This is a genomic window from Bradyrhizobium sediminis (assembly GCF_018736085.1).
Taxonomy (GTDB): Bacteria; Pseudomonadota; Alphaproteobacteria; order Rhizobiales; family Xanthobacteraceae; genus Bradyrhizobium; species Bradyrhizobium sediminis.
The window spans coordinates 1907388-1928910 of the sequence record NZ_CP076134.1; the positions used below are offsets into that span (position 1 = coordinate 1907388).

Genomic DNA, 21523 nt, shown 5'->3' on the forward strand with positions numbered 1-21523 from the left:
TGCGATCAAGCGGCCTTGATGTTGCTGAGGAAGGCTTCGACGTGGGCCCGCATCGTCTCGGACTGCCTCGACAACTCGTTGGACGCCTGCAGCACCTGATGCGCCGCGGCACCGGTATCGCCGGCGGCTTGCTGAACACCGGCCACGTTAGATGAGATTTCACCGGTGCCGAGCGCCGCCTGCTGCACGTTGCGTGCGATTTCCTGCGTGGCCGAGCCCTGTTCTTCCACCGCGCTGGCAATCGCCGAGGCAATCTCGTTCATATCGTTGATCGTAGTGGTGATCCCCTTGATGGCGCCGACGGCCTCGCTGGATGAGGTCTGGATCGACGAAATCTGGGCACTGATCTGGTCCGTCGCCTTTGCGGTTTGCTCGGCGAGACTCTTGACCTCGGCGGCCACCACGGCGAATCCCCGGCCGGCCTCGCCGGCGCGTGCCGCTTCGATCGTGGCATTGAGCGCGAGGAGGTTGGTCTGGCCGGCGATATCGCTGATCAGCTTGACGACGTCGCCAATGCTGGCGGCGTCATTGAACAGTCCCTGCACCGTCGTATTGGTGCGATCGGCCTCTGCCACGGCCTTCTGGGCGATCGCGGCCGATTGGGCTACCTGACGGCTGATCTCAGTGACGGAACTGGCCAATTCTTCTGACGCCGCCGCGACCGTTTGCACGTTCGTGGATGCTTCTTCAGTCGCGGCCGCCACCGCGGTCGCCTGATTGCTGGTCTCTTCAGCCGTTGCCGTCATCGACGATGCGGTCGCCTGTAGCTCGGTCGAGGCCGATGCCACCGACCTCAGCACCGTCGAGATATCCGCATCGAACGTTTCGGTCAGGCTGTTCACCCGCGCCGCACGCGCAACACGCGCACTGATGGCTTCGGCTTCCTTGGCGGCAAGCTCCTTGGCCTTGATCATGTTCTCCTTGAAGATCAGGACTGCTCTCGCCATCAGGCCGATTTCGTCCTTCTTGTCGGTCGCGGGAATTTCGACGGAGTGATCGCCGCCGGCAAGCCGCCCCATCGCGGCCACCATCTTGAGAATGGGTGGCACGATAGACCGGTTGGTCAGGTAGACCACGGTCGCGGCGACGCCGATGCCGACGCCCATCAGCACCCAAAGCAGCGTCGTGAGGAAACTGGTTTCAGCGAGAACCGCTGCGCCGTCAGCCTTGAGGCTGTTTTGTTGCCGTGAGACCATTCCGCCCGAACGCGAGCCCGCGGTATCTTTCGCTCCCACGAAGATGTCGAGCAGCTTGTTGGCGCGGGGGGCGGCTTCGTTGGTCAGGAACCATTGCGCCATGTTCCAGCGGTCCGAGGCCCGGATATCGAACATCTTCTGCGGCAAAGGCGCGAACTTGGCGCGCGCTGCAACGAGTTCGTCGAAGGCCTTCTGCTGGTCGCCGGTCATTTCTGACCGCCGCTGCGACAGCGCATCGAATTTCTTCTGATTGAGCGCCCAGAGTTCCTCGAACTCCGTTTTGAATGTCTTGTCGGCCGTGAGCAGATAGGCGCGGATTGCGCCGATCGCCATTGCCATGCTGCCACGCATATCGGCAAAGGCAATCAACAGGCTCTTGCGCTGATCGGTCGAGGCAATATTGCCCTCCTCATCGATGATGGAGGTAGCCTTCTGCAGCATGAGTCTGGCGAGAGGGGCGGCTTCGGTGGCAAGCATCTTGGCCGCGGGCTGCTCGTCGATGGTGTGAGCGATCGCCTCGGCCTTGTCTTGCGCGCTACGCAATTCGTCAAGCAGCGGCTTGGCTTGCTTCCAGTCCTGCTTGTTCTGCTCCACGGTCCAGTTGCCGGAAAGGCGATCCATCTCGGAGCCGCGGGTCTGGATCTCCTTCCAGAGCCCGGCGCGTTCGGTCTTGAAGGCTTCGTTGCCGGTGACGAGCCAGCCGCGCAGCGAAGCGAGTGACGCGTAAATTCCGGCCACCAGGTCGCTGGCGGTCATGGCGGTCGGAACCCGAAGGTTGACGGTGCGGTCGGTGGATTCGCTGACCGAGCGAACCTTGAGGATGGTCGTGCCGACCACGCCGGCCAGGAGAATGCAAAGGACGCTGAAACCAAGAATCAATCTTCCTCGGATATTCAATTGCATGAAAGCCATACCGAATCCCCCCTAATGAATCGCATCTCGAATGAGGCTCTCCATTAACTCTAAAGATTGAAACAACGTTTGGTCCGTAATAATACGCATTGTCGGCAAGGTTGCGGGATTTGCACTCGCGCAGGAATGGGCGGCTAGGCGCGCCTCAAGGCGGTGTTTCTGAGAGGCGGCTTCGAGGGCTTCAGCCGCGCCGCCGAAATGCCCTTCAACATGGTGTTGGAGGCCAGTCCGTAACACCCGCTCGTTCGGGTTTGGTGCTGGTCGAGTTGGGCGATGTCCACTATTGCCATGGATCAGTGCACAACAGCAATTTGCGGCGTCTAAGGCCGATGTCAGGCTGGGCGATTGCGTATCGCACTATGGAAGGGGATCAACGATGGGCGCCGCTATCAAGATTGGCAGCATGTTGCGGGAATGGGGGCGTTCGTGCCTTGTGGCACCCCTCGTATTCGGGGCCCTCGTCACGGCAGGCTCGGCTCAGTCGCAGGGGAGTGGCGATACGATTGGCGACTTGGTCAGAACATCGACCTTCAGCAGCGCCGATCATGTCAATGTCGGGAAGTCGAATGTGGTCAAGCAGGCGTGTTTCTTCCGCGAGCAGGGAAGCAGCCATATGCTCGATATCGGCGTGAGCGCCGACGGCGCCTTCATCCGTCTCGCCTATGGCGACGGCCCGTTACCGGCCGATTCGATTCCAAAGCCGACGCTGCAGGTGTTTGCCGGCAAACAATTGACGAAGCTGGTCGACGGCGACATGAAGGTGACGGGTGAATACGAGCCGATCCAGGTTTATGACGGCGCGGCGAATTACACGCCGAATATCGCAACCAGATACGGTAGTGGATTCATCGTTGTGACAAGCGGCGACACCAGATCATTTTTGGGGATCGTGGCTCGTGCCCGCGGCGAATTCATCGTTGTGAGGTCTGCCTCCGATCCCCGGAAGGTCGATGTCGTAGCAATCTATGATTTCAAGGAAAGCACGATGTCGGCGCTGCTATCCTGCGCGAAGAAGCTGTTCCGCTAGCTAACGCCACCGACGAGGCAAGTTAAGGTCCGTTTCTTGCGCTGGTTACAGCTATTGCGGCAAGCATGGCGGCGAAGAAGGCATGCCAAGGTCGGAGCCGCGCCCCCACGTGACTGGCGTCAGGTCTTCGTAAGGGAGATACCGGGCTTTGCCTCGCCCGGGGTAAACCGGCTCGCGATGAACCTCGGCGCCGGACTCGTCGACGACGATGATCGAAAGGCTGCGATCCTTGAGCCGGGGTCATGCCTGAGCAACCGCGCGAGCTCCTTGCTATGCTCAATCGCACCCACAGCGTTAGGAAATTTCAGTCCCTTTCGGTCTCTGGTTGGAACGCCGTCCTTCACGTCGAAATAATAGATTCGCGACACGATCCTTGCAGCGGCCGCTATTGTTGAAGAGGACGGACGCCCCCGGCAGCGAGCTCAGGGGCATCCGTGAACCAGCGTACAAGGAAGCTTGCTCCGAATTCGATCGACCGCGATCTTCCTTTACATTGACAAATGAGCACTAATCGGCGGCGGCAGTCTTGACCTTGATCAAGGTGACTGTTTCGGCAGAAGGCCGGCCGACGCTTGCTGCCTGCGGCAGCTGTGGATCCCGCAGCCGCGGCAAGTGCCGGGAAATTCCAGCGCCGGCAGGGCCATTTGCGATGTCGGCTCCCCGGGGGCGAGGGAACAAGATCCGAGGCGTGATCGAGAGCCGTGTCGTTCCGGTAAGCTGACCCGCGCCGGGACCAGGCAAACTCTCCAAAGACGCCGCTGCCGAAATGTGGTACCTTGAGTTTAAACGGGAGGATGGTGGAATGATCGAACCAAAATTGGAAGTCCCGGCCGAATTGCGCGAGTTGGCCGAAAAGACGATCGACCAGGCGGAAAAGGCCTTCGGGATGTTCTTTGATGCCGCGGGCAAATCGATGGAGTCGATTCCGAATCCGGGAACGGAGATGTCGAAGCAGGCGCTATCCTTCACCGAACAGAACATGAAGGCTGCGTTCGATCATGCGCGCAGGCTGGTTCATGCGACCGATCTCCAGGAGGCGATGCGAATTCAGTCGGAATTCCTGAAGAGCCAGTTTACCAATGCCGGAGAGCATATGAGACAGATCACCGGCGGCGTGATGTCGGCGGCCAAGGATGCGTCGAAGGGTAAATTCTGATAGCCGCAGCGTCTCAGACAAAGCGGAGACGGATTTCGTCAAGTGCTATTCCCGTTGGCACTGCGGTCCATGTCTCGCCGGCAGCGACGGGCATGGCCTTTGTCAGCGTGCCGGTGCTGACAATCTCACCGGCCGCGAGCGGCGGGTTGAAGGGATCGTTCGCCAGCAATCCGACGAGATGGCGTAGTGCCGAGAGCGGGCCGCCCAGCACGTTTTCGGCATGGCCTCGGTCGATCGGTCGCCCGCCGCAACTGAGGTCGATCCGGAATGCCGGCAGCGTTCGTTGCCATTCCGCCGACTGCGGCGCAAACGGATGACGCGGTCCAATTAGCAGTGCACCGTGTACGCCGTTGGCGGCAACCGTATCGGCTGCGGAAAATTTCCACCCCGGAAAGATCGACTGCACGATCTCGAAGCCGAGTGCAACCCAATCGATGCAAGATGACAAGGCCGTCTCGTCCATCTGCGCCGACGGCGCTGCCGAAAGGCCGAACACGATTTCCGGCTCGATGCGTGGCTCGGAAAACGGCGCCAATGACAGCGTATCGACGGCGGCAAGATCGTGCAAGCTGCGATCGAACACATAGCCCCAGATCGGGGCATAGACGCCGTATTGTGTCCAGATCGTGCGATTGGTGAAGCCGATTTTGCGTCCGGCTGGTTTGGCGCCGCTGGCTTCGTACATCTGCCGGACCAGCGGAGTCAGGCGGTAAGCGTCATCGACGCTGAGGCCACCGGGCCTCGAGGAGAAGGGCGAAATTTGCCGGCCGCCGACCAGCGCGGCGAATGCTTCGGTCGCCATGGATTCTTGAGGCCTGGTGCTTTCGCCTTGGTCCATTCGAGAAGGCTCACTCAAAGCAGGTTACTGAGTATCGAGCCAAGCCTATCCAGTCAGGGTGCGGCCGTACAGCCGGTAGGACCCTCGCGACACTTGGCGGCGGCAGCCGCAGGTGGCGAGAAAACCGCTGACCTTGGGGTGGTTGCGCGGGGGCGCGGGCTGTTGTGCGCTGCGAGGAGCGGACCCGCCGCCGGAAATTTACCCTGCGCGTCCTATTTGCGAAGCGAGCCGATATAGGCGGCAATATCGGCCGCCTCGCTCCGGCTCAAGGGGAAGTTCGGCATCTTCGGGTGCGGTTCGATCAGGAAGGCAGCGACCTTTTCCGGGGTAAAATCGGGCTTCTTGGCGATCACCGCAAACGGCGGAACGTCGGCGCTGGCCTGCTTCTGATCGCCGTCAACCACGTGGCAAGTGGCGCACCAGCGCTTGGCGAGCGTGGCCCCCTGATCGGCATCGGCGGCCATTGCCAGTGATCCGCTCAGTCCGGCTGTGGCGACAACCAATGCCCGAATTCCCTTGAAAACCGCTCGCATCCGATGCTCTCCTTCGACGTCAGTGGCCTACGCTATTGGCCAGCACCAATGCAATGGGCCCGGCAATCAGCTACACAAATTGGCAGGCAGGGCAAAGGCTACAAAGCGGGCATTAATGGCCGAAATCATCCATTTCGTGGCACTGGCTTTCGATCTCGTCGATGGCGCCCTCGTTCCCGGGGAAGGCGTGGACTGCGAGAACCCGGGGCTCGCCATCCAGACGGCGCAGGGGCAGTGGAAGCTGTTCGGTCACGCCGGTGCCGTTGCGTTCAGCCGGACCAGCGATTTCGAACAGGGCAAATTCAACCGCCGGCATGTGCTACGCTGGTTTGGCCAGGTGCCGGACGAATATCTGAACGACGAGGGGTGATCTCCGCATCGCCGCGACCAGACTTGCGGGATCGCTCAATACCTTCACTTATCCTTGTCGCCCAGCGTCTTGCCGGTGGTTTTGTTGACCAGATGCACCCGGGCGCAAGCCGGGCAAGTCACCGCCTCATAACTATCCGCTCGCTCGGCCGGCGCCTCGTCGGGCAACCAAACCTGAACGTTCATGGCAGTCTGTGGGCACCGAAAGATGAGATTGGCCATCAATACAAAATGGCCGGGCCGACGTGTAGCGCATTGACCTGCCTCAAAGCCGTTTGATCTACAGGCGCGGTCTTCCTGATGCGGTCCTTGGGGTGGCGCTTGGCCTTTGGCTGCCCCAAGCTCCGCGCGTCCAGTGCGAAAGCGCAAGTTGTGGCTCGTTGGTAACGATCGCTCCGATCATTGTTGATTCGGACTGTCGATGCGCGCGCGGCGGGTGGCCGGACGATTGACGAGGTGCTTCGGAGGGGGCGGTGATCGCAGCGCGGATTCCTGTCAGCACGGAGGTGAAATGCTCATCGCGTTCGCGGTCGAAACGCTGTTGATGGGCGCGGAAAGCCGCCACCCGCCCTGCAATTTCTTCGCGAATCTCGCTACGGGTGACGGTCGACGTGCGCGGCGTCTCCGCGGTTGCAACGGGTGGTTCGATCGGTTCAAATTCATCGACTGGTGCGGATTCAATTCGCGCTTCAGCCTCCGGTTTCTTTCCGGTGACAGACTGCACGAACGCCATTGTCTGCGCGATTAAGAGATCGCGCTCTTTTGCCCACTTCATCACCCACCTCAGCCAAGGTAGCTTCAGCAAAAAGCCGGTGATCATTCAAGCGAGTTTTTTGTGCGGCGCCTATGCGTGACGGTTCGGTCAAGACGGCAGGGGGCTTTACCGCGGCGCGATCGCTGTTGTCTTGCTCAGCCATCAACCGTGGCCCGACGCGCGGCGGAGATTTCCATGATCCCGCATGATGCGTCGGTTGCCGTCAGCGGACGCTGACGAATGCGCCCCATAATGCCGCGAGGATGGCGCCGGCCAAGACATAGCTCGGGCTGTTGCAGAACGTGCTGCCATATCGGCACATTTCCACACCGAGAGTGCCGATTTCATGATGGCTGGCGGCATAGAACAGGCCCGACAAAATCGCCAGTGCGGCAGCTACGAAATACATCGGGTATCCCTGGAGCAGCGTTTTCGGTGGCAGAGTCTGCGGGATTGTTCCCGCACAGAGCGCCAGCATATTGGAGGCTATGGATTAAATCGCGTTGACGTTGAAGCGTGGAATTTTCACCAAAAATTGCTTCAACCAAGCCGCAAATTGTTCCGAAACCGGCGTCCCGGTCCGACCTAATGACAGCGCGCCTGGGCTCTTTGCGGACAAAGTCTCAAAGAGTTGGACAGCGAAAACGGCACGCGCGCACTGCGGGTCGTGTTGTCGGAGGCGCGGTAACTCAAGGGGGCGGCCACCGCGATGTCGGCCCGCAGATCGTCGCCCAGGGAGAACCGCACGCCGGCGCCGACGGAGGTGAGCGCCAGGCCGTCATTGTAGCTGTATCCGGCGTTCCAGGCCGTGCCGGCGTCGACGAAGTTGTAGAGTTGAAAACCCGTCAGGTAGCCAAGATTCAGCTTCTGATCGAAGCGCAATTCGAGCGATCCGGCCATGCCGTTGTCGCCGCTGATTTCTGCGCTGCCATAGCCTCGTCCGAAGGCCGCGCCGCCCAAGTAGAATTGCTGCGAGAGAAACAACGGGCCCGACGCGATCTGGCCGGCTGCCGACAGTTTGACCGACCATGCGTCGGGCAGCGTCTGATAGCGCGTGAACCAGAGACCCAGCACCGAGAACGTGCTGGAAGCGCCGTAACGTGACGAAAAAACATCATCCTGCTGCGAGGCGCCGAAGATATCGAGACCTTGCCGCCCCATCACCGTCAGGTAGTTGTTGCCGCCGAAATTGTCCTGCAGTCGATAATCTGAAGTCAGGCTCACGGTGCGGATGTAGTCCCTGTAGATCGGACCAATGACGTCGCTCTCGGAGACGTTGCCGAAGCCCGCTGCCGCCGTGATCGTCAGCGTCGATTTCTGCGATTGCAACGGAACGACACTGCCGTGGGTCTCGAAGGATTCGGTTTTGGTGACGTCGTTGAAGAGGCGGCGGAGGCGCGGACCTGGGAGCAGGCCGGACACAATATTCGCATCGGCGTCAATCTTTCGCCTTCGCAGCTTCAGTCGGGCGATCTCGCAACCTCGGTTGTGGAGGCGCTCGACATCACCGGCCTGACGCCTGCACTGCTCGAACTCGAGGTGACTGAGGATATCCTGCTGCTGGACGAGCAGCGGGTGCTCGACACAGTCTTGAGAATCCAGGAACTCGGCGTGCGTGTCGTGTTCGACGACTTCGGCACCGGCTATGCCAGCCTGAGCTATCTGAAGAAATTCCCGCTCGACGGGCTCAAGATCGACCGTTCGTTCGTGCTCGAGCTGCTTGCTGATTCCGACGATGCGGCGATTGTCGGCTCGACTATCGGCCTGAGCAAGCAACTGGGCCTGTCGGTGATCGCAGAAGGCATCGAAAACCGCGCCATCGCCGATCTGCTCGCCAGCATGGGATGCGAAGAGGGGCAGGGCTATTTCTTCGGTCGGCCGATGCCGGCCCAGGCGTTCGAGGAGCAGTTCTTCACGGTGCGCGAGTCCACGGCCCGTGTGCTCGCAGGCGGCGAGGCGGCCTGAACAACTTCGCAAGAGCCGTCTTGGGCGATTGAGTCTCTTGAACGTGAGCCACCCTGCAGTATAACTTTTGAGCTGTTGGAGGGCGTTCTATGGCAAGGGCCATGCTTCGGCCGGCCCGTCGCGTGGCGTTCGCCGGGGTGGTGTTGATTTATTCGTCCTGCCTGGCCTTGGGCAAGGACGCGGATGAAAAGACCGCTTCAGCGCCCAACATCTATCTCGACCTCAGGACGAATTACGCCACTTTCCCTGCCGGCTCGCTCTCGGTCGGCTTCGGCAGCTTCGGGTTGTTTGCCGGACATCCGGCGCTTTCGAGGCTCGCGAGCCTCTCGAATCTTTCGAACATCGCGACACTTCCGGCGCTCCCGGCCGTGTCGCCGTCTTCCAGCCGGACCGTCGGGCTCGACGTTCCGCTCACGATAGATTTGAACGACCAGGTCTCGGTGTATGGCGGCTTCAGCGCCAGCGCATCGCGAAGCGATGGGTCCGACTGGTCCGCGTTTACGATCAACAGCTGGAACGTCGGGTTCCAGGACGATGTTTATCAGCAGAACGGCGGTTCGATCCCGACAATCACGCTGCAGTCGACCGTCACGCGGTCGGCACCGGGAGTCTCGCTTCCCACGACGTCGCTCAACACCATTCTCGAGTTCGATTACGCCCTGAACGCGGATGAAACTCGGGGGCTGCTCGCGGGCGGTCAATACACCGCGGTTGCCGTGGAATCCCCGCGCGTGACGATCAATCCAAATTTCGTCGGCTATGTCGGCGGCTACTATCAGTGGGATAACAACTGGAAATTCACCGGCCGGGTCGGAGTCCAATCATTCGGCGGCGGGCAGCTTCTCAACCGAACGGTGTTCGAACCTTTCACCCAGCCGCTCGTAAGGCTCGACCTCGACCGAATGGATGACGACGACAACCGCTTGTTCGGCGTGACGGCGCTGATCTCGTGGGTGCCGAAGCCGTCCTACCAGTTGACGGTGAGGACGCCGCTCTATCTGGTGAAGAACTAGCGCGGTCGCCCGCGCCGGAAAATTTGACACGTCGGGCAAATCACCGGCATATCTTCATCATCGCAAGACTATCAAAGCCCGCACCGGGGAACCGGCCGCAGGCTTGTTGGCTCCTGAATTGGACGTTGGGTTGCCACCACATTTCCCTTGTGCCGCCGCATTTCCGCGATCCTGTGTGTCGCGCTGGGCCAAGGGAAATTACGATGAATAAACCGCTCGTTGCCGCACTGATCGCAGCATCCCTCATATCGTTCGAGGCGCGAGCCCAGGAGCGGGCCGGAAGTGCCGCTCTCGGCGCGGTGTCGGGGGCCGTCGTCCTTGGGCCGGTCGGCGCGGTGGCAGGTGCATTCATCGGATATACCGCAGGACCGGCGATCGCGCGTTCCTGGGGAGTGGGGCGCTCCGGATCGCGATCACGGGCGCGACATGCCGCGCAATCCACTCCGGGAACGCAGCAACAGGCGGTCGCCCAGGCGAGTTTGCAGCCGCCGCCAGCCAGGACGGCGGGCCCGCGTCCGGCAAGGAACGCCGCGCCGCCGGTTCAGGGATTTGAATAGCAGCGTCGGCGGCACGGCGCCGTCCGCTTTCAGGATTTGACACGTCGGGCAAATCACCGGCATATCTTCATCATCGCGAGACTATCGAAGCCCGCGCCGGGAAACCGGCCGCGGGCTTTTTCAATCTGATTTTTTCAAACGGCCGGCGGTCGTACTCCACCGGCATGAGCCGTCTGCACAAAATCTCCTGAGATTATCGGCGATAGGTAATGAGGAGACACCCAAAAATTCCCGCCGGAAAGGCCATTAAAACGGAGCTGGCGCGTATTGCAGAGAATGTCGTAGCCAGGAGGGTTTGAACGCGCGCCCTTGGTCGGCGGCCTTAATAGACGGGGATGGAAATGCCATACGCTTGCGCGACGCAAGATCCACCGCAGCGTCAACGCAATCCCAAGCGATACACTGGCAGCTTCGGCTGTTCGACTTTACGCACCGGAAGACTTGCATCTCCATCCGGGAATTGCTTCGCAGCGTGCTCGCAATGACGCGCTTGAAGGAGTTTCTTGTGCTGGGCGTGCTCGCGAGTTGGTTTGTTGCTGCGGTTTCCTTCGTCAACGGCTCAGTTTTTAGGTACGCGGTCTTGTTCGTGGTCACGGCATACGCGCTAGCGATGCTTTTGATGGCGCTGTCGGCGCTAGTCCGGAGCGGGTGGAATAAGGAGTTAACACTCGGCCTTGAGAGGTGGTTCTTGCTGTGGGGGCCACCTGGGTTAGCGGCTGCATTTTCCGTTGCTCTCGTTGTTGATCTGATGAAATGCCAAAACCTTTGTAGTGCGTTTGATGATTGTCTATCGCTCGAGGCTTTCAAGTACCACGTTGCAATTTTCTTAATGGGCTTGATCAGGATCACGTTGCAGGTCTACGCAATCATAGGGCTTGCAGCTCTTTTCATCAGGTCGATCCAGATGGTTGAGAAATTCCGTAGGAGATGTCAGTGCCCACATACTTGCGAAGAGCATAAGATCGGAAAGATTCGATCCTAAAGGATACGCCAGACACAAAATTTTACTTTGAGAGCCAGAGGTTCTCCGACATTCCAAATTATCGAAGCCGCTACGTTCAAAACTATACCCAACTAAATAGTGTGGGCGCGCAAGAAGTAAGGAAATACCGTGCCCTAATCGATGCTGCGGCTGCGCGTTACTCGATCGACCCTGATATTGTGAAAGCCACTATTTACACCGAAGTATCTAGAGGCGTGATCTATGGGAAGCCTGCCGAGTGGCTGGGGAGGGCGCGCACATGGTATCCGGGAAATATCGATACAAGCTGGCAAGAATTGATCCCAGGATCGAACGTGCGTGATCCGAAAGACAATATTGAACTCACTGCAAAGCTCATCTCGCGGATTGCCAACCGGCTCGATGACCCCAGCATTGAGAATATCTATTCTCTGTACAACAGCCTGTCGCATGATCGAACGTACGTGAACAAGGAAACCAAGACGACGCCCTATTTTGCCAAGATGGCGTTGGAAGCGAAGGCGTGGGAGAAAGACAACTGGTCTTCTCCGGAATTCCCAAGCGCCAAAGATGCGCAGCGCGAGGTTCTTCCTTCTGAACGTCACGTCTTCGACAATCGTTTCGGATGGTGGGGCTCCTCTCCGGCAGGCGCCGCCATAACGCCTGCTCCCGACGGTTCGGATGCATTCGGCAACCGTTTCGGAAATTGGGGCACTGCCCCGGCGGGCGGTTTGGGCGATGCCCGTTCTCCGGTCTTGCGTGAACTGGAGAAGTACCGGAAATCTTCGGCTCCCGACGGTTCAGCACCGACTGCGGTACACGGCGCGCCTACGCCGGCGTTCCAACCGGATGCGGTATATTCGCCTGCTGGCGATTTCTTCGGAAATTTTCCGCGGGTTTCTGCTGGTACGACACCGGCACCCATCGCCTTCAACGTGCCAGGGCCGGCCGTTGGTACAGGCGCCGCCGACAATTTTGGTGCCGCCGGGAGGAGGCCCGTAGGTGTCCTCGGTAGTTTCATCGGAGATAGTCCCATCGTCGCTGCGGAGGTGAGGCCGCAGTTGCACGGCGTGAGCGCACCGGGTCTTTCGAACGAGGAAACCGCCTATGGCGATCAATCGGGAAATCTGCCTAGCGGGCCGCGGCCTGTGGGTTATCCGCGGCTACGGAGCCGCGTCGTCAGCCCTGCTTTCCCGGCCATCATGCCTCCCGATGCTGTTCCGCCGGATCCGCCAGAACCTGCGCCGCTGCTGGGGATCTTCAGCGGCAAGCCGATGGTGCCGCTTCCACATGAGTTCTGGGGCTTGCCGAAAAAATCCGGTGCGTCTTCCAACGACGCCTTGTTCGATCTTCTGGCTGGCCTCGCCTTGCGGAATCCAGCGTCGATTCCGCCGGACGACGATCCTCGCAGATTCGATCGCGACGACCAGATGCAGCCCTGGTTCCTCTAGCAGTCTGCTGAAAAACCCTGAGATGGAGAGTATTCTTGTTCTGGCCGGTCGTTGTTGGGGCGGCGCGGTGGAGTTGGATGTAATTTTCTAGTCTGGTGTTGGGTGTACCCTGACGCCGGGTGGCTAAGCGGCAAGCAGTTTGGGAATGCGGATCAGGTTATAGGCGATCAGATTGAGCAGGAAGTCGGCGGCGACGCGGCCGATGCCACGATGTTTGGTCTTGCGCATGGTGCCATGCTGCTTGCCCCATCCGAAAATGCACTCGACCATCGCCCGGCGCGATTGCGACATGCCGTACCCCGGATGCCGCGTGGTTCGTTCGTCGATGGCGCTGTTGCGGTTCTTGCCGGTTTTGGTGACGGCCTGGTTCTGTGTCACATGCGGCGTCACGCCGATGGCGCGAAGATTGGCGACGTGATCGGCCGTATCGTACGCCTTGTCCTCACCGACCGTGATGCGGCGGCCTGCGGCTTTGCGTCTCGCCTTCAGCATGGTCTCCGAAGCCCGGCGTTCGGCGGTGCCATTGGCATGCGTGACCCTGCCGGCCACCGCCAGCCCATGCCGGTTCTCCATGGTGGCGTGGCCCATATAGCAAAGCTTGGCCTCCCGGCCGGCCGCCTTGCGATAAAGCCTGCTGTCCGGGTCGCTGGTGCTCGCATGGGTGTCGTTCTTGCGCTTCTGGCCGTGGAAGTTGGCGCCATCATCATCGTCGCCGCTGCCGTCCTTGGGGCGAAAACTCTTCTGCGACGCCCAGGCTTCGATCAGCGTTCCGTCCACCGAAAAATGCTCATCCGACAATAGCGATTTGACCTGAGAATGGTTCAGAGATTTGACCTGAGAATGGTTCAGAAGCCTGGTCATGAACTTCGTGAACACATCCCCGTTCTGCAGCCGCTCCCGGTTCTTGGTGAAGGTGGTCGGGTCCCAGACCGGATCGTCCGGCGACAGCCCCACGAACCAGCGATACAAAAGATTGTAGTCCAGTTGCTCCATCAACTGGCGTTCCGAGCGGATGCCGTAGAACACCTGCAGCAGCAAGGCGCTCAGCAATTGCTCTGGAGGGATCGAAGGACGTCCCTCGCTGGCGTACAACCTCCCAAGGCTGCGGTTCAAATCACTCAAAACATCCCGGACAAGTTCCCGGACCTTCCGCAGCGGGTGGTTCGCTGGCACACGCCTGTCCGGCGCAATGTACGAAAACAGGCCGCCCTGATCCGTAAACCTGCCGCGCATGATCGCCTCCGCCGATTCGAGATGACAAAGTGAATCATCAAGCCCCCTCCGTGGCGAGGGGGTTCTTCAGCAGACTGCTAGAGGCGGAGCTAGCTGCGGATCGGCCGCCGCCTCTCGATCGGCGCCGCCGGAACTCCGCTTCATCGGTGTCCAAAAAATTTGACACGTCGGGCAAATCACCGGCATATCTTCATCATCGCAAAGACCAACAAAGCCCGCGCCGGGAAACCGGCCGCGGGCTTTCTTATCTTGAAGCGGGCTCTCTGATCTTGAATCCAAAGGTGGCCGTCCCGTATGAGTGGTGGCCAGTTTCTCCTGCACAGAATCTCCTGGGATTATCGGCGACAGCTGAGGAGGAGATGTGCGAAGATTCTTCACGAAGCAGGAAAGTTTGACGTCGTTCTGAAGTCATACCTGTTCTCCGGGATTGCCGCCGCCCCATGATATCCGCGACCTTGGATGGTAGTGGGGTTTGGCAGCGGGGAATTGAGATGTCGCGCTGGGTGCCAGGAGTTGGGCTGGGGAATACGGAAATGTCCGATCGCATCTTCTACGTTGCTGGGCGGGCGGCGCTTGGCGCGCTGTTTCTGTGCGTGGCGCCAGTGACGAGCGCACGCGGTGACTTCGGTTCATGTATTGCGAATGCTTCTGCGTATGTGGTTGAGCTGGATGATCTTCTTTTAAGAGAGGAGAACCGGCTTGCGCCGTATGACGATCTCAACGAGCGATCGTTTCCGCTGCACGATTGTGAGACGGATGCCTTGTTGGAAGTAGTCAAGCGATCGCGCTTCATTCGGTTGGTAGACTACCACCCGCCCACCAAAGAATACTTCATATATTTCTCAAACGACTACATGCGGGCCAGTTTCACGTATCTGGTTCCCGAGAAAAGATCGACTTTCAAGACCGCCTCACGGGTCCACAAGTAGCGAATCCCAGCAATGTCCGAAAAAATCTTCCTCACTTACACCAATGCCTCGGCGGTGCCTTATCAGGGCTCGGTGCTTGGCCATCATATTGTGCTGAACCACATCACCGTCAGCGTTGCAAGGCGGGATTTGATCTAGTCCGGATCAGCAGCCGCCGTCGTCCCGGCAGGAGGCAGCAGAATGTTTTCCCGAGAAATGGCAATTCGGATGTTGCTCATTGGCGCCCTTCTAGTAATAGCGAGGCTGGCGGTCGACCTCACCGCGGCTGCGGCTTATGTTTTTCCGGAATTCGACGTCGGGCAGAAAGATATCGCATTTGTCATCTTCATTCTCGCCGTACCGTGTGTCCTGATACTGGCTTTAGTTCGTCTCTTCCAGAAGCGGCTTGTCGAGGCCGGCGGCCTCTTGATCATCTGTTGTCTTCCATTCTCATTTGACGAAACCCTCAACCGGCAATTCTGGAAATTCCGAATCCACAAATCAGATTACCAGTCGATCATGCAGTCAGATCCTGGGCCGCCACCTAAATATCGAGTCTTCAATTGGGGCAATCGAAATACTCGATTAATGGGCGGCGGCGTCCTTTTCGAGGCCGTCGTGTACGACGAGTTTGACAACATTGCATGGTGGTCGCCAGAATGGGGCGGACTCAGGTCAAGTCCATCGCCCGAAGATCGGTAGATCACCATGCCTTCCGCTTATCCGTCGTGCAAACGGCGTACTGAGCCTTTTGGCGATCACTTCTATTACGTTTCCGAGGAATGTTGACCGCCACGGAATGGTAGGATCGACGCCTTCAGCGCGTGGTCGCAAGATCTGTCGAGCGAAGCCAGGATGAGAGCAAATATGCAAAGTCATTTTTCAGCTTTGGGTCCAGTTCATGCCGCGCATTGATGGCCTCACATCTCGTCAGCAATGGATGCTCTATCCGGTTTATGCTGCGGCTGTGTTATCTTGCCTGGGGACGGTGCTCTTTTTCATAAGCCTGAATGATACCCGCAATTTCATTGGTGAAAAGGGCGTGGAGTACTGCTGGATGTACGGAAGCTTTGAGCGGTATCTATTCATCAATCTGGCGTCAATCGGTGAAGCATAGGAGAGTTGCTGGGTCTGCATTGGCTCGCGCAACGAAACTACTTGTTCATCTATCTAATCCTCTGGGCAGCCTGGCTGCCTGGCTGCTTGGCGAACCATTGCTGTCGTTATTGTATTGTTAGTTTGGCGTGAAGGAGTGAGCGATGGCGGATCGAAGCGTTTTTGACGGCTACTCCCTGACGCTTTATCGTTCTGATGGCTCGGTTGTGGGGTCGTGGCCGGCCATTTCGGGCAGAAACGGAAATCAAAGGCCAAGCGATCAGAATCTGCCATTCAAGGGGCCGCTTACCGAAGGAACATATTCTTTCTCGACCGTGGTTCGTTCAGCGGCAGCGATAGGCGAAGATCTGCCTTCAGCCGTTTGACGTCGGTGTCATCGAAGCCCGGAAGATTCCGTGGAGCCCGTTCGGTGATGGGCCTCGCGAATTTCCGAGGTTGTCGTCAGGTACCTTCCTCGATATCGCCCGGCTCACCTGCACTGCGGCTCGCAAAGAGAGTTTGACACGTCGGGCAAATCACCGGCATATCTTCATCATCGCAAAGACTAACAGAGCCCGCGCCGGGAAACCGGCCGCGGGCTTTTTCATTCTCTGACTTCCCGAATCGGACGGCGGCCGCACGTCATGGCGCCACATCCTCCCATGCACCGCTGCCAGAAGCGTCGCAAGCGGGCCGCCGTCCGAGCCTTGGTGATCTTTGGATGATCCGTTCGGACATGCATCTTTCGTTTCGGATCATGTTCATTTTTTGCCGGCACGCGCGAACGCGCCGGCACGCGGCGTGGCAAGAGCCCACGCTCGCACGCGGTCCCGCCGCGACGATCCACTATGCGGATCGCGTCTGGGATACGGTTCGCGCCGGAAATGATTGCATCAGCGATCATGCCGCACATTTCATTCATACCGAGGCAGGAGGCTGCATGACCGCATATCTGATAGCGCTCGCACTGGCGGGTCTCGTCACCATCGCGGTGTGGGAGGGATTCCAGTGAGTGCCGAGATTATCCAGTTCATGCCGCGACCTAAACACAACCGCGCGCCGGTCGGCTTTCCCAAGCCGGTCCTTCACTCAACCGCAAGGCCCGAAGATCGCGCCGAGGATCATGCCGACACGTCGCCTTGCGAAGATGTCGGGACAAATCCCGAAGAAATCCGGTTTGAAGATGGCCAAAGCACTCACCGAAATCCGCTCGCTGGCGCGAAGCCACACCCGAACCGCGCTCAACGTGCTGGTCGGCGTCATGCGCAGCAAGGATGCCACAGCAGCGGCGCGCGTCTCCGCGGCCAACGCCGTTCTGGATCGCGGCTGGGGTAAGGCGCCTCAGGCGCATCAGAACGGCAACGACGGCGCGTTTGAACTGATCCACAGAATCGAGCGTATCATTGTCCATCCTGAAAATCCCGACAGCTAAGGTCTTCGAGCCGCTGCTTGCGCCCGCCCGTTACAAAGGGGCATACGGCGGACGAGGCTCGGGAAAATCGCATTTCTTCGGTGAATTGCTGGTCGAGACCTGCCAGGCCGAGCGCGGCACGCTGGCGGTGTGTATTCGCGAAGCGCAAAGGACGCTGGCGCAATCTTCCAAGCGGCTGATCGAAAGCAAGATTGCTCGCCTGGGCCTCGGTCACCAATTCCGGGTATTCAGCGACAGGATCGAGACGCCCGGCGACGGCGTTATCATCTTCAGGGGCATGCAGGATCACACCGCCGAGTCGATCAAGTCGTTGGAAGGTTTTGGCATCGCCTGGATCGACGAGGCACAGAATTTGAGCGCGCGGAGCCTTTCCCTGCTGCGGCCGACGATCCGCGCCGAAGGCTCCGAGCTGTGGGCGAGCTGGAATCCGCGGCGAAAATCGGACGCGATCGACGATTTCTTCCGGGCGAGGGAGCCTGCGGGCGGAATCCTCGTCAACGCCAACTGGCGCGACAACCCCTGGTTTCCTTCCGTGCTGGAAGACGAACGCAAACTGGACCTGTCGCGCTATCCCGACCGTTACGATCATATCTGGGAGGGCGATTATGTGAGGGCATTCGAGGGCGCCTATTTCGCGCAGATGCTGTCGGAGGCGAGGGCGCAGGGCCGGATCGGAAAGGTCTCCGCCGATCCGCTGCTGCCGCTGCGCGCTTTCATCGACATCGGCGGCTCCGGCGCCACCGCGGATGCCTTCACGATCTGGATCGTGCAGTGGATCGGCGCAGAATTGCGGGCCGACTTTCAGCATCTGCGGCGGTGGCGAAAAAGCGTGGAGCAGGCGCAGAGTTATACATTCAAGGCCATGATCACGGTGATCGTCACCGGCTTTGTCGGAGCGGTGTGGCTGGGGATCAAAGCCATGCTCGGTAAGTGACCTCGACGTTCGTCCGGAAAATCAGCCGGTGTTGCTCCGTCTCCAAACTCCGGGATCACGCTATTTCTGTGTCGCAAGAGCGTAGAGGTAGGCGAGGATCGCATCGACGTCCTCGTCGGAAAAATCGATCTGCGGCATCGCCCTGTGTCTGGAAACCATGCCCTCCTTCAGTTCGGCCTGCAGTTCTCGCGGCGCAAACCGGGCATAGATATCGCGCATCGGCGGGGCCTGCTTGAGCGGGCTCTCGCCAGCGGCTTCGATGGCATGGCAGCGACCGCAATTTTGCTGAAGGATGGCCTTACCTCTATTCCTCAGCCCGCTGGAATCGGCGGCTTCCGAGCTGGCGGACAAGCCCAAAAGGAATCCAACGGCCAGAATCCTGGCCTGATTGGCGAGACACGGTGTCATGTGTGGAGCCTCCCTCGTCCGCATTGTCGTCATAATAGCGAAACCGGGCAAGAAGACTATATTTTGAGGCCCCCTGTCGAATCTTTCGGAGATGGGGAAGCCGCACCTTATCCTCCATCAGGGTGCTCGCACTTTCGACATCATCAACAACCTGTCCTCCGGGCGTCTCGGGCTTTGATGCAAGCGCGACGCCGGATTCGACGCGGGTTGGAGCAAAGTTACTTCAGAGGCCGAGGTTTGTGGAGGACTGGCCAATGTACAGGATACGTGAGGTCGACGGGCACGACGATGAAGTCGCGGATACGCTAACTGACCTGCACCGCCTAACGTTCTTTGATGGCGCTTCGATGCCGGAATTCGATCTCGGGCATTGGTGGCTCGGCTTTCACGAGGCGATCCCGATCGCGTTTGCCGGCATGGTTCCATCGACGCGCGCTCACAATTCAGGATATTTCTGCCGGATCGGTGTCTTGAAGAAGCACCGTGGCAACGCGCTTCAGTTGCGGCTGACGCGTGCATTGGAGTCACGCGCTCGTCGCAATGGATGGAGTTTTGTGGTCTCGGATACCACTGACAATCCTGCCTCTGCCAACAACCTCATCCGTGCCGGCTATCGGCTGTATCAGCCATCATATCCATGGGGTTATCCGAACACGCTGTATTGGCGCAAATCTATCAGATAGGGACGCGGACGGTGCGCGTCTTCCGCAACTGCACGTTCCGCCCGGTGGCCTGACGGCCATCGGGCGGTTTTTGCTTTGGCTCACAGCCACGAGGGCTGGCCGGGTGCGTCCACTCCCTGACTTTGCTGCACGGCAAAAATGCGGCCGTCGCAAAAAGTTCATACGCGACCTATACTTGGTGACTTCGTGAGTACTGTTGAAAAAATGCCTCTTTGGAAATCGGAGCCATCCGCATGAAGACCGCCCGTTTTGTCCTGACATTGCTCGTGCTGTCGCTGGTGGCGCCGCTGCAATCTGCCAAGGCGGCTGACGTCATCTGCTACAATTGCCCGCCGGAATGGGCGGATTGGGCCTCGATGCTGAAGGCGATCAAGGCCGATCTCAGCTACGATATTCCCCACGACAACAAGAACTCCGGTCAGGCGCTTGCGCAAATTCTGGCCGAGAAGAGCAATCCAGTCGGCGATATCGGCTATTTCGGCGTCACCTTCGGCATGAAAGCAAAGGCCCAGGATGCGCTGGAGCCCTACAAGCCCGCCAAATGGGACCAGGTTGCTGCCGGATTGAAGGATGCGGACGGTTACTGGACCACCATTCATTCCGGCACGCTCGGCCTGTTCGTCAACAAGGACGCGCTGGGCGGCAAGCCGGCGCCGGCCTGCTGGAAGGATCTGCTGAAGCCGGACTACAAGGGAATGGTGGGCTATCTCGATCCATCGTCGGCTGCCGTCGGATATGTCGGTGCCGTCGCGATCAACATGGCGCTCGGCGGCTCCGCGGCCAATTTCGATCCCGCCATCACCTTCTTCAAGGAGCTCCGAAAGAACGATCCGATCGTGCCCAAGCAGACCTCCTACGCCCGTGTCGTTTCCGGCGAGATGCCGATCCTGCTGGACTATGATTTCAATGCCTATCGCGCGAAATATTCGGAGAAGGGGAGTTTCGAGTTCGTGATTCCGTGCGAGGGATCGGTGACATATCCCTATGTCGTCGGCCTCGTGAAGAACGCGCCAGACAAGGACAAGGCCAAGAAGGTGCTGGACTATCTCTTGTCCGACAAGGGACAGGCGATCTGGACCAATGCTTATCTTCGTCCGGCGCGGCCGATCGAATTGCCGGAGGCGGTCAAGAAGAAATTCCTGCCGGACAGCGACTATGCCCGAGCGAAGAATGTCGACTGGGGCCAGATGGAAACGATGCAAAAAGGCTTCGTCGACCGCTATCTCGCCGAGGTCCGCTGATGCAGTATGGTGCCCCGTCTTAGGGGTTCCATTGGTTCATGCCGAATAGGTTCTTCGTCTGGCTGTGTTTGCTGCCGCTTGCCGTGCTGACGGCGGCGTTCTTTCTGCTGCCGATGGCAAGGCTGGTGGTGACGGGCGCCGAAGGACCGCAAGGAATGGCCGGATACCTGGCCATCCTGGCCGAGCCGCGCTACCGGGCCACACTGATCAACACCGTTCTGCTGGCGGCTGCGACCACGATCGTGACGCTCGTCATCGCGACCATTGCGGGCATGTTTCTGCAACGCCATCGCTTTCCCGGCCGGGCTGTGCTGATTGCGATGCTGACCTTTCCGCTGGCGTTTCCCGGTGTGGTCGTCGGTTTCCTGATAATTCTGCTCGCCGGACGACAGGGCCTGATCGGCGATTTCTCAAACCGCATGTTCGGCGATAAACTGGTCTTCGCCTATTCGATCTACGGGCTTTTTCTCGGCTATCTCTATTTCTCGATCCCGCGCGTCATCCTCACCATCATGGCGGCAGTCCAGAAACTCGACGTCGGCCTCGAGGAGGCCGCGCGCTCGCTTGGCGCGAGCCCCTGGGCCGTGCAGCGTGATGTGGTGTTGCCGGCACTTGGGCCGGCTTTCCTTGCCTCCGGCGCGATTGCCTTTGCGACCGCGATGGGCGCATTCGGGACGGCGTTCACTCTGGCCACCAATATCGATGTGCTGCCGATGCTGATCTACACCGAGTTCACGCTTGCCGCGAATTTCGCGACATCGGCTGCCTTGTCGGTCGGGTTGGGGATCATCGCCTGGGCGATCCTAGCGCTTGCCCGTTCTTTCAGCGGCAGCGCGGTCGCGGCGGCTGGATGACAC

Annotated in this window: 23 protein-coding genes and 4 pseudogenes; 17 read left to right on the forward strand and 10 right to left on the reverse strand. The window is 59.4% G+C overall.

Going from position 1 to position 21523, the window contains the following annotated elements; genetic code table 11:
• Window positions 1-5: 5 nt before the first annotated feature.
• Window positions 6-2075 (reverse strand): HAMP domain-containing methyl-accepting chemotaxis protein, encoded by a 2070-nt coding sequence (locus tag KMZ29_RS09150; protein ID WP_215623394.1) that lies wholly within the window; start codon window positions 2073-2075, stop codon window positions 6-8.
• A gap of 409 nt (window positions 2076-2484) precedes the next feature.
• Here KMZ29_RS09150 and KMZ29_RS09155 point away from each other — a divergent pair, with 409 nt between their 5' ends.
• Complete coding sequence (locus KMZ29_RS09155; RefSeq protein WP_215623395.1) at window positions 2485-3135, forward strand: hypothetical protein; 651 nt, start codon at window positions 2485-2487, stop codon at window positions 3133-3135.
• Window positions 3136-3279: 144 nt separating this feature from the next.
• On the opposite strand, the pseudogene KMZ29_RS26665 reads toward KMZ29_RS09155, so the two are convergent.
• Window positions 3280-3503: pseudogene (locus tag KMZ29_RS26665) on the reverse strand (DUF6894 family protein); the annotation flags it as partial.
• A gap of 434 nt (window positions 3504-3937) precedes the next feature.
• Here KMZ29_RS26665 and KMZ29_RS09160 point away from each other — a divergent pair.
• Entirely contained in the window at window positions 3938-4291 is a 354-nt protein-coding gene (locus KMZ29_RS09160; RefSeq protein WP_215623396.1) for a phasin, read from the forward strand.
• A 13-nt stretch (window positions 4292-4304) separates the two neighbouring features.
• Here the strand turns inward: KMZ29_RS09160 and KMZ29_RS09165 are convergent, their stop codons facing one another.
• Window positions 4305-5093, reverse strand: a complete 789-nt coding sequence (locus KMZ29_RS09165; RefSeq protein ID WP_249779870.1) for a 2-keto-4-pentenoate hydratase — start codon at window positions 5091-5093, stop codon at window positions 4305-4307.
• Between the two features lie 248 nt (window positions 5094-5341).
• On the reverse strand, window positions 5342-5662 hold the full coding sequence (locus tag KMZ29_RS09170; RefSeq protein WP_215623398.1) for a c-type cytochrome: 321 nt from the start codon (window positions 5660-5662) through the stop codon (window positions 5342-5344).
• Between the two features lie 115 nt (window positions 5663-5777).
• On the opposite strand from KMZ29_RS09170, the gene KMZ29_RS09175 reads away from it, so the two are divergent.
• A complete protein-coding gene (locus KMZ29_RS09175; protein ID WP_215623399.1) occupies window positions 5778-6032 on the forward strand; it encodes a hypothetical protein in 255 nt (84 codons plus the stop codon).
• A gap of 44 nt (window positions 6033-6076) precedes the next feature.
• Here KMZ29_RS09175 and KMZ29_RS09180 read toward each other — a convergent pair whose 3' ends face one another.
• The 4 genes and pseudogenes from KMZ29_RS09180 to KMZ29_RS26670 all read right to left on the reverse strand — a co-directional run.
• The gene (locus tag KMZ29_RS09180; RefSeq protein ID WP_215606880.1) at window positions 6077-6217 is read right to left on the reverse strand and encodes a hypothetical protein; all 141 of its coding nucleotides are present in this window, start codon (window positions 6215-6217) and stop codon (window positions 6077-6079) included.
• Window positions 6218-6311: 94 nt separating this feature from the next.
• A complete protein-coding gene (locus KMZ29_RS26985) occupies window positions 6312-6851 on the reverse strand; it encodes a hypothetical protein (RefSeq protein WP_369810091.1) in 540 nt (179 codons plus the stop codon).
• 157 nt (window positions 6852-7008) lie between these two features.
• Window positions 7009-7194 (reverse strand): hypothetical protein, encoded by a 186-nt coding sequence (locus tag KMZ29_RS09190; RefSeq protein ID WP_215605715.1) that lies wholly within the window; start codon window positions 7192-7194, stop codon window positions 7009-7011.
• 176 nt (window positions 7195-7370) lie between these two features.
• Window positions 7371-8192 (reverse strand): annotated as a pseudogene (locus tag KMZ29_RS26670) (ShlB/FhaC/HecB family hemolysin secretion/activation protein); the annotation flags it as partial.
• Between KMZ29_RS26670 and KMZ29_RS26675 the strand changes: the two are divergent.
• The 4 genes and pseudogenes from KMZ29_RS26675 to KMZ29_RS09210 form a co-directional block, all read left to right on the forward strand.
• Window positions 8160-8750 (forward strand): annotated as a pseudogene (locus KMZ29_RS26675) (EAL domain-containing protein); the annotation flags it as partial. The pseudogenes KMZ29_RS26670 and KMZ29_RS26675 overlap by 33 nt on opposite strands.
• 89 nt (window positions 8751-8839) lie before the next feature.
• Window positions 8840-9763 carry a hypothetical protein gene (locus KMZ29_RS09200; protein WP_249779871.1) on the forward strand — a complete coding sequence of 308 codons (924 nt, stop codon included), beginning with the start codon at window positions 8840-8842 and terminating at the stop codon, window positions 9761-9763.
• A gap of 203 nt (window positions 9764-9966) precedes the next feature.
• A complete protein-coding gene (locus KMZ29_RS26680) occupies window positions 9967-10320 on the forward strand; it encodes a DNA-directed RNA polymerase subunit N (protein WP_249779872.1) in 354 nt (117 codons plus the stop codon).
• A gap of 1083 nt (window positions 10321-11403) precedes the next feature.
• Entirely contained in the window at window positions 11404-12732 is a 1329-nt protein-coding gene (locus tag KMZ29_RS09210; RefSeq protein ID WP_215623401.1) for a hypothetical protein, read from the forward strand.
• Between the two features lie 123 nt (window positions 12733-12855).
• Here the strand turns inward: KMZ29_RS09210 and KMZ29_RS09215 are convergent, their stop codons facing one another.
• A complete protein-coding gene (locus KMZ29_RS09215) occupies window positions 12856-13965 on the reverse strand; it encodes an IS5 family transposase (protein ID WP_215623402.1) in 1110 nt (369 codons plus the stop codon).
• 533 nt (window positions 13966-14498) lie between these two features.
• Here KMZ29_RS09215 and KMZ29_RS09220 point away from each other — a divergent pair.
• The 7 genes and pseudogenes from KMZ29_RS09220 to KMZ29_RS26990 all read left to right on the forward strand — a co-directional run.
• Window positions 14499-14894, forward strand: coding sequence for a hypothetical protein (locus KMZ29_RS09220; protein ID WP_215623403.1), 396 nt, complete (start codon window positions 14499-14501; stop codon window positions 14892-14894).
• A gap of 12 nt (window positions 14895-14906) precedes the next feature.
• The gene (locus tag KMZ29_RS26870; RefSeq protein WP_256442505.1) at window positions 14907-15032 is read left to right on the forward strand and encodes a hypothetical protein; all 126 of its coding nucleotides are present in this window, start codon (window positions 14907-14909) and stop codon (window positions 15030-15032) included.
• Between the two features lie 42 nt (window positions 15033-15074).
• Window positions 15075-15575, forward strand: a complete 501-nt coding sequence (locus KMZ29_RS09225; protein ID WP_215623404.1) for a hypothetical protein — start codon at window positions 15075-15077, stop codon at window positions 15573-15575.
• A gap of 199 nt (window positions 15576-15774) precedes the next feature.
• Window positions 15775-15990, forward strand: coding sequence for a hypothetical protein (locus KMZ29_RS09230; protein ID WP_215623405.1), 216 nt, complete (start codon window positions 15775-15777; stop codon window positions 15988-15990).
• Window positions 15991-16689: 699 nt separating this feature from the next.
• A complete protein-coding gene (locus KMZ29_RS09235) occupies window positions 16690-16980 on the forward strand; it encodes a hypothetical protein (protein WP_215623406.1) in 291 nt (96 codons plus the stop codon).
• A 171-nt stretch (window positions 16981-17151) separates the two neighbouring features.
• Complete coding sequence (locus KMZ29_RS09240) at window positions 17152-17400, forward strand: hypothetical protein (RefSeq protein ID WP_215623407.1); 249 nt, start codon at window positions 17152-17154, stop codon at window positions 17398-17400.
• Between the two features lie 85 nt (window positions 17401-17485).
• Window positions 17486-18103 (forward strand): annotated as a pseudogene (locus KMZ29_RS26990) (phage terminase large subunit); the annotation flags it as partial.
• Window positions 18104-18394: 291 nt separating this feature from the next.
• Here the strand turns inward: KMZ29_RS26990 and KMZ29_RS09250 are convergent.
• Window positions 18395-18742, reverse strand: a complete 348-nt coding sequence (locus tag KMZ29_RS09250; protein ID WP_215623409.1) for a c-type cytochrome — start codon at window positions 18740-18742, stop codon at window positions 18395-18397.
• A 254-nt stretch (window positions 18743-18996) separates the two neighbouring features.
• Between KMZ29_RS09250 and KMZ29_RS09255 the strand changes: the two genes are divergently transcribed.
• From KMZ29_RS09255 to KMZ29_RS09265, 3 genes are all read left to right on the forward strand, one after another.
• A complete protein-coding gene (locus KMZ29_RS09255; protein ID WP_215623410.1) occupies window positions 18997-19425 on the forward strand; it encodes a GNAT family N-acetyltransferase in 429 nt (142 codons plus the stop codon).
• A gap of 233 nt (window positions 19426-19658) precedes the next feature.
• Window positions 19659-20666 carry an ABC transporter substrate-binding protein gene (locus KMZ29_RS09260; RefSeq protein WP_215623411.1) on the forward strand — a complete coding sequence of 336 codons (1008 nt, stop codon included), beginning with the start codon at window positions 19659-19661 and terminating at the stop codon, window positions 20664-20666.
• A 38-nt stretch (window positions 20667-20704) separates the two neighbouring features.
• Window positions 20705-21520 (forward strand): ABC transporter permease, encoded by an 816-nt coding sequence (locus KMZ29_RS09265; RefSeq protein ID WP_215623412.1) that lies wholly within the window; start codon window positions 20705-20707, stop codon window positions 21518-21520.
• Window positions 21521-21523 lie beyond the last annotated feature (3 nt).

Coding starts and splice junctions, on each gene's coding strand:
- KMZ29_RS26870 (WP_256442505.1), top strand. CDS start 14,907: ATGTCCGAAAAAATCTTCCTCACTTACACCAATGCCTCGGCGGTGCCT.
- KMZ29_RS09170 (WP_215623398.1), bottom strand. CDS start 5,662: ATGCGAGCGGTTTTCAAGGGAATTCGGGCATTGGTTGTCGCCACAGCC.
- KMZ29_RS09225 (WP_215623404.1), top strand. CDS start 15,075: ATGTTTTCCCGAGAAATGGCAATTCGGATGTTGCTCATTGGCGCCCTT.
- KMZ29_RS09200 (WP_249779871.1), top strand. CDS start 8,840: ATGGCAAGGGCCATGCTTCGGCCGGCCCGTCGCGTGGCGTTCGCCGGG.
- KMZ29_RS09235 (WP_215623406.1), top strand. CDS start 16,690: ATGATCCGTTCGGACATGCATCTTTCGTTTCGGATCATGTTCATTTTT.
- KMZ29_RS09175 (WP_215623399.1), top strand. CDS start 5,778: ATGGCCGAAATCATCCATTTCGTGGCACTGGCTTTCGATCTCGTCGAT.
- KMZ29_RS09220 (WP_215623403.1), top strand. CDS start 14,499: ATGTCCGATCGCATCTTCTACGTTGCTGGGCGGGCGGCGCTTGGCGCG.
- KMZ29_RS09155 (WP_215623395.1), top strand. CDS start 2,485: ATGGGCGCCGCTATCAAGATTGGCAGCATGTTGCGGGAATGGGGGCGT.
- KMZ29_RS09250 (WP_215623409.1), bottom strand. CDS start 18,742: ATGACACCGTGTCTCGCCAATCAGGCCAGGATTCTGGCCGTTGGATTC.
- KMZ29_RS09180 (WP_215606880.1), bottom strand. CDS start 6,217: ATGAACGTTCAGGTTTGGTTGCCCGACGAGGCGCCGGCCGAGCGAGCG.
- KMZ29_RS09160 (WP_215623396.1), top strand. CDS start 3,938: ATGATCGAACCAAAATTGGAAGTCCCGGCCGAATTGCGCGAGTTGGCC.
- KMZ29_RS09190 (WP_215605715.1), bottom strand. CDS start 7,194: ATGTATTTCGTAGCTGCCGCACTGGCGATTTTGTCGGGCCTGTTCTAT.
- KMZ29_RS09265 (WP_215623412.1), top strand. CDS start 20,705: ATGCCGAATAGGTTCTTCGTCTGGCTGTGTTTGCTGCCGCTTGCCGTG.
- KMZ29_RS09165 (WP_249779870.1), bottom strand. CDS start 5,093: ATGGCGACCGAAGCATTCGCCGCGCTGGTCGGCGGCCGGCAAATTTCG.
- KMZ29_RS26680 (WP_249779872.1), top strand. CDS start 9,967: ATGAATAAACCGCTCGTTGCCGCACTGATCGCAGCATCCCTCATATCG.
- KMZ29_RS09230 (WP_215623405.1), top strand. CDS start 15,775: ATGCCGCGCATTGATGGCCTCACATCTCGTCAGCAATGGATGCTCTAT.
- KMZ29_RS09260 (WP_215623411.1), top strand. CDS start 19,659: ATGAAGACCGCCCGTTTTGTCCTGACATTGCTCGTGCTGTCGCTGGTG.
- KMZ29_RS09255 (WP_215623410.1), top strand. CDS start 18,997: ATGTACAGGATACGTGAGGTCGACGGGCACGACGATGAAGTCGCGGAT.
- KMZ29_RS26985 (WP_369810091.1), bottom strand. CDS start 6,851: ATGATCACCGGCTTTTTGCTGAAGCTACCTTGGCTGAGGTGGGTGATG.
- KMZ29_RS09240 (WP_215623407.1), top strand. CDS start 17,152: ATGGCCAAAGCACTCACCGAAATCCGCTCGCTGGCGCGAAGCCACACC.
- KMZ29_RS09215 (WP_215623402.1), bottom strand. CDS start 13,965: ATGCGCGGCAGGTTTACGGATCAGGGCGGCCTGTTTTCGTACATTGCG.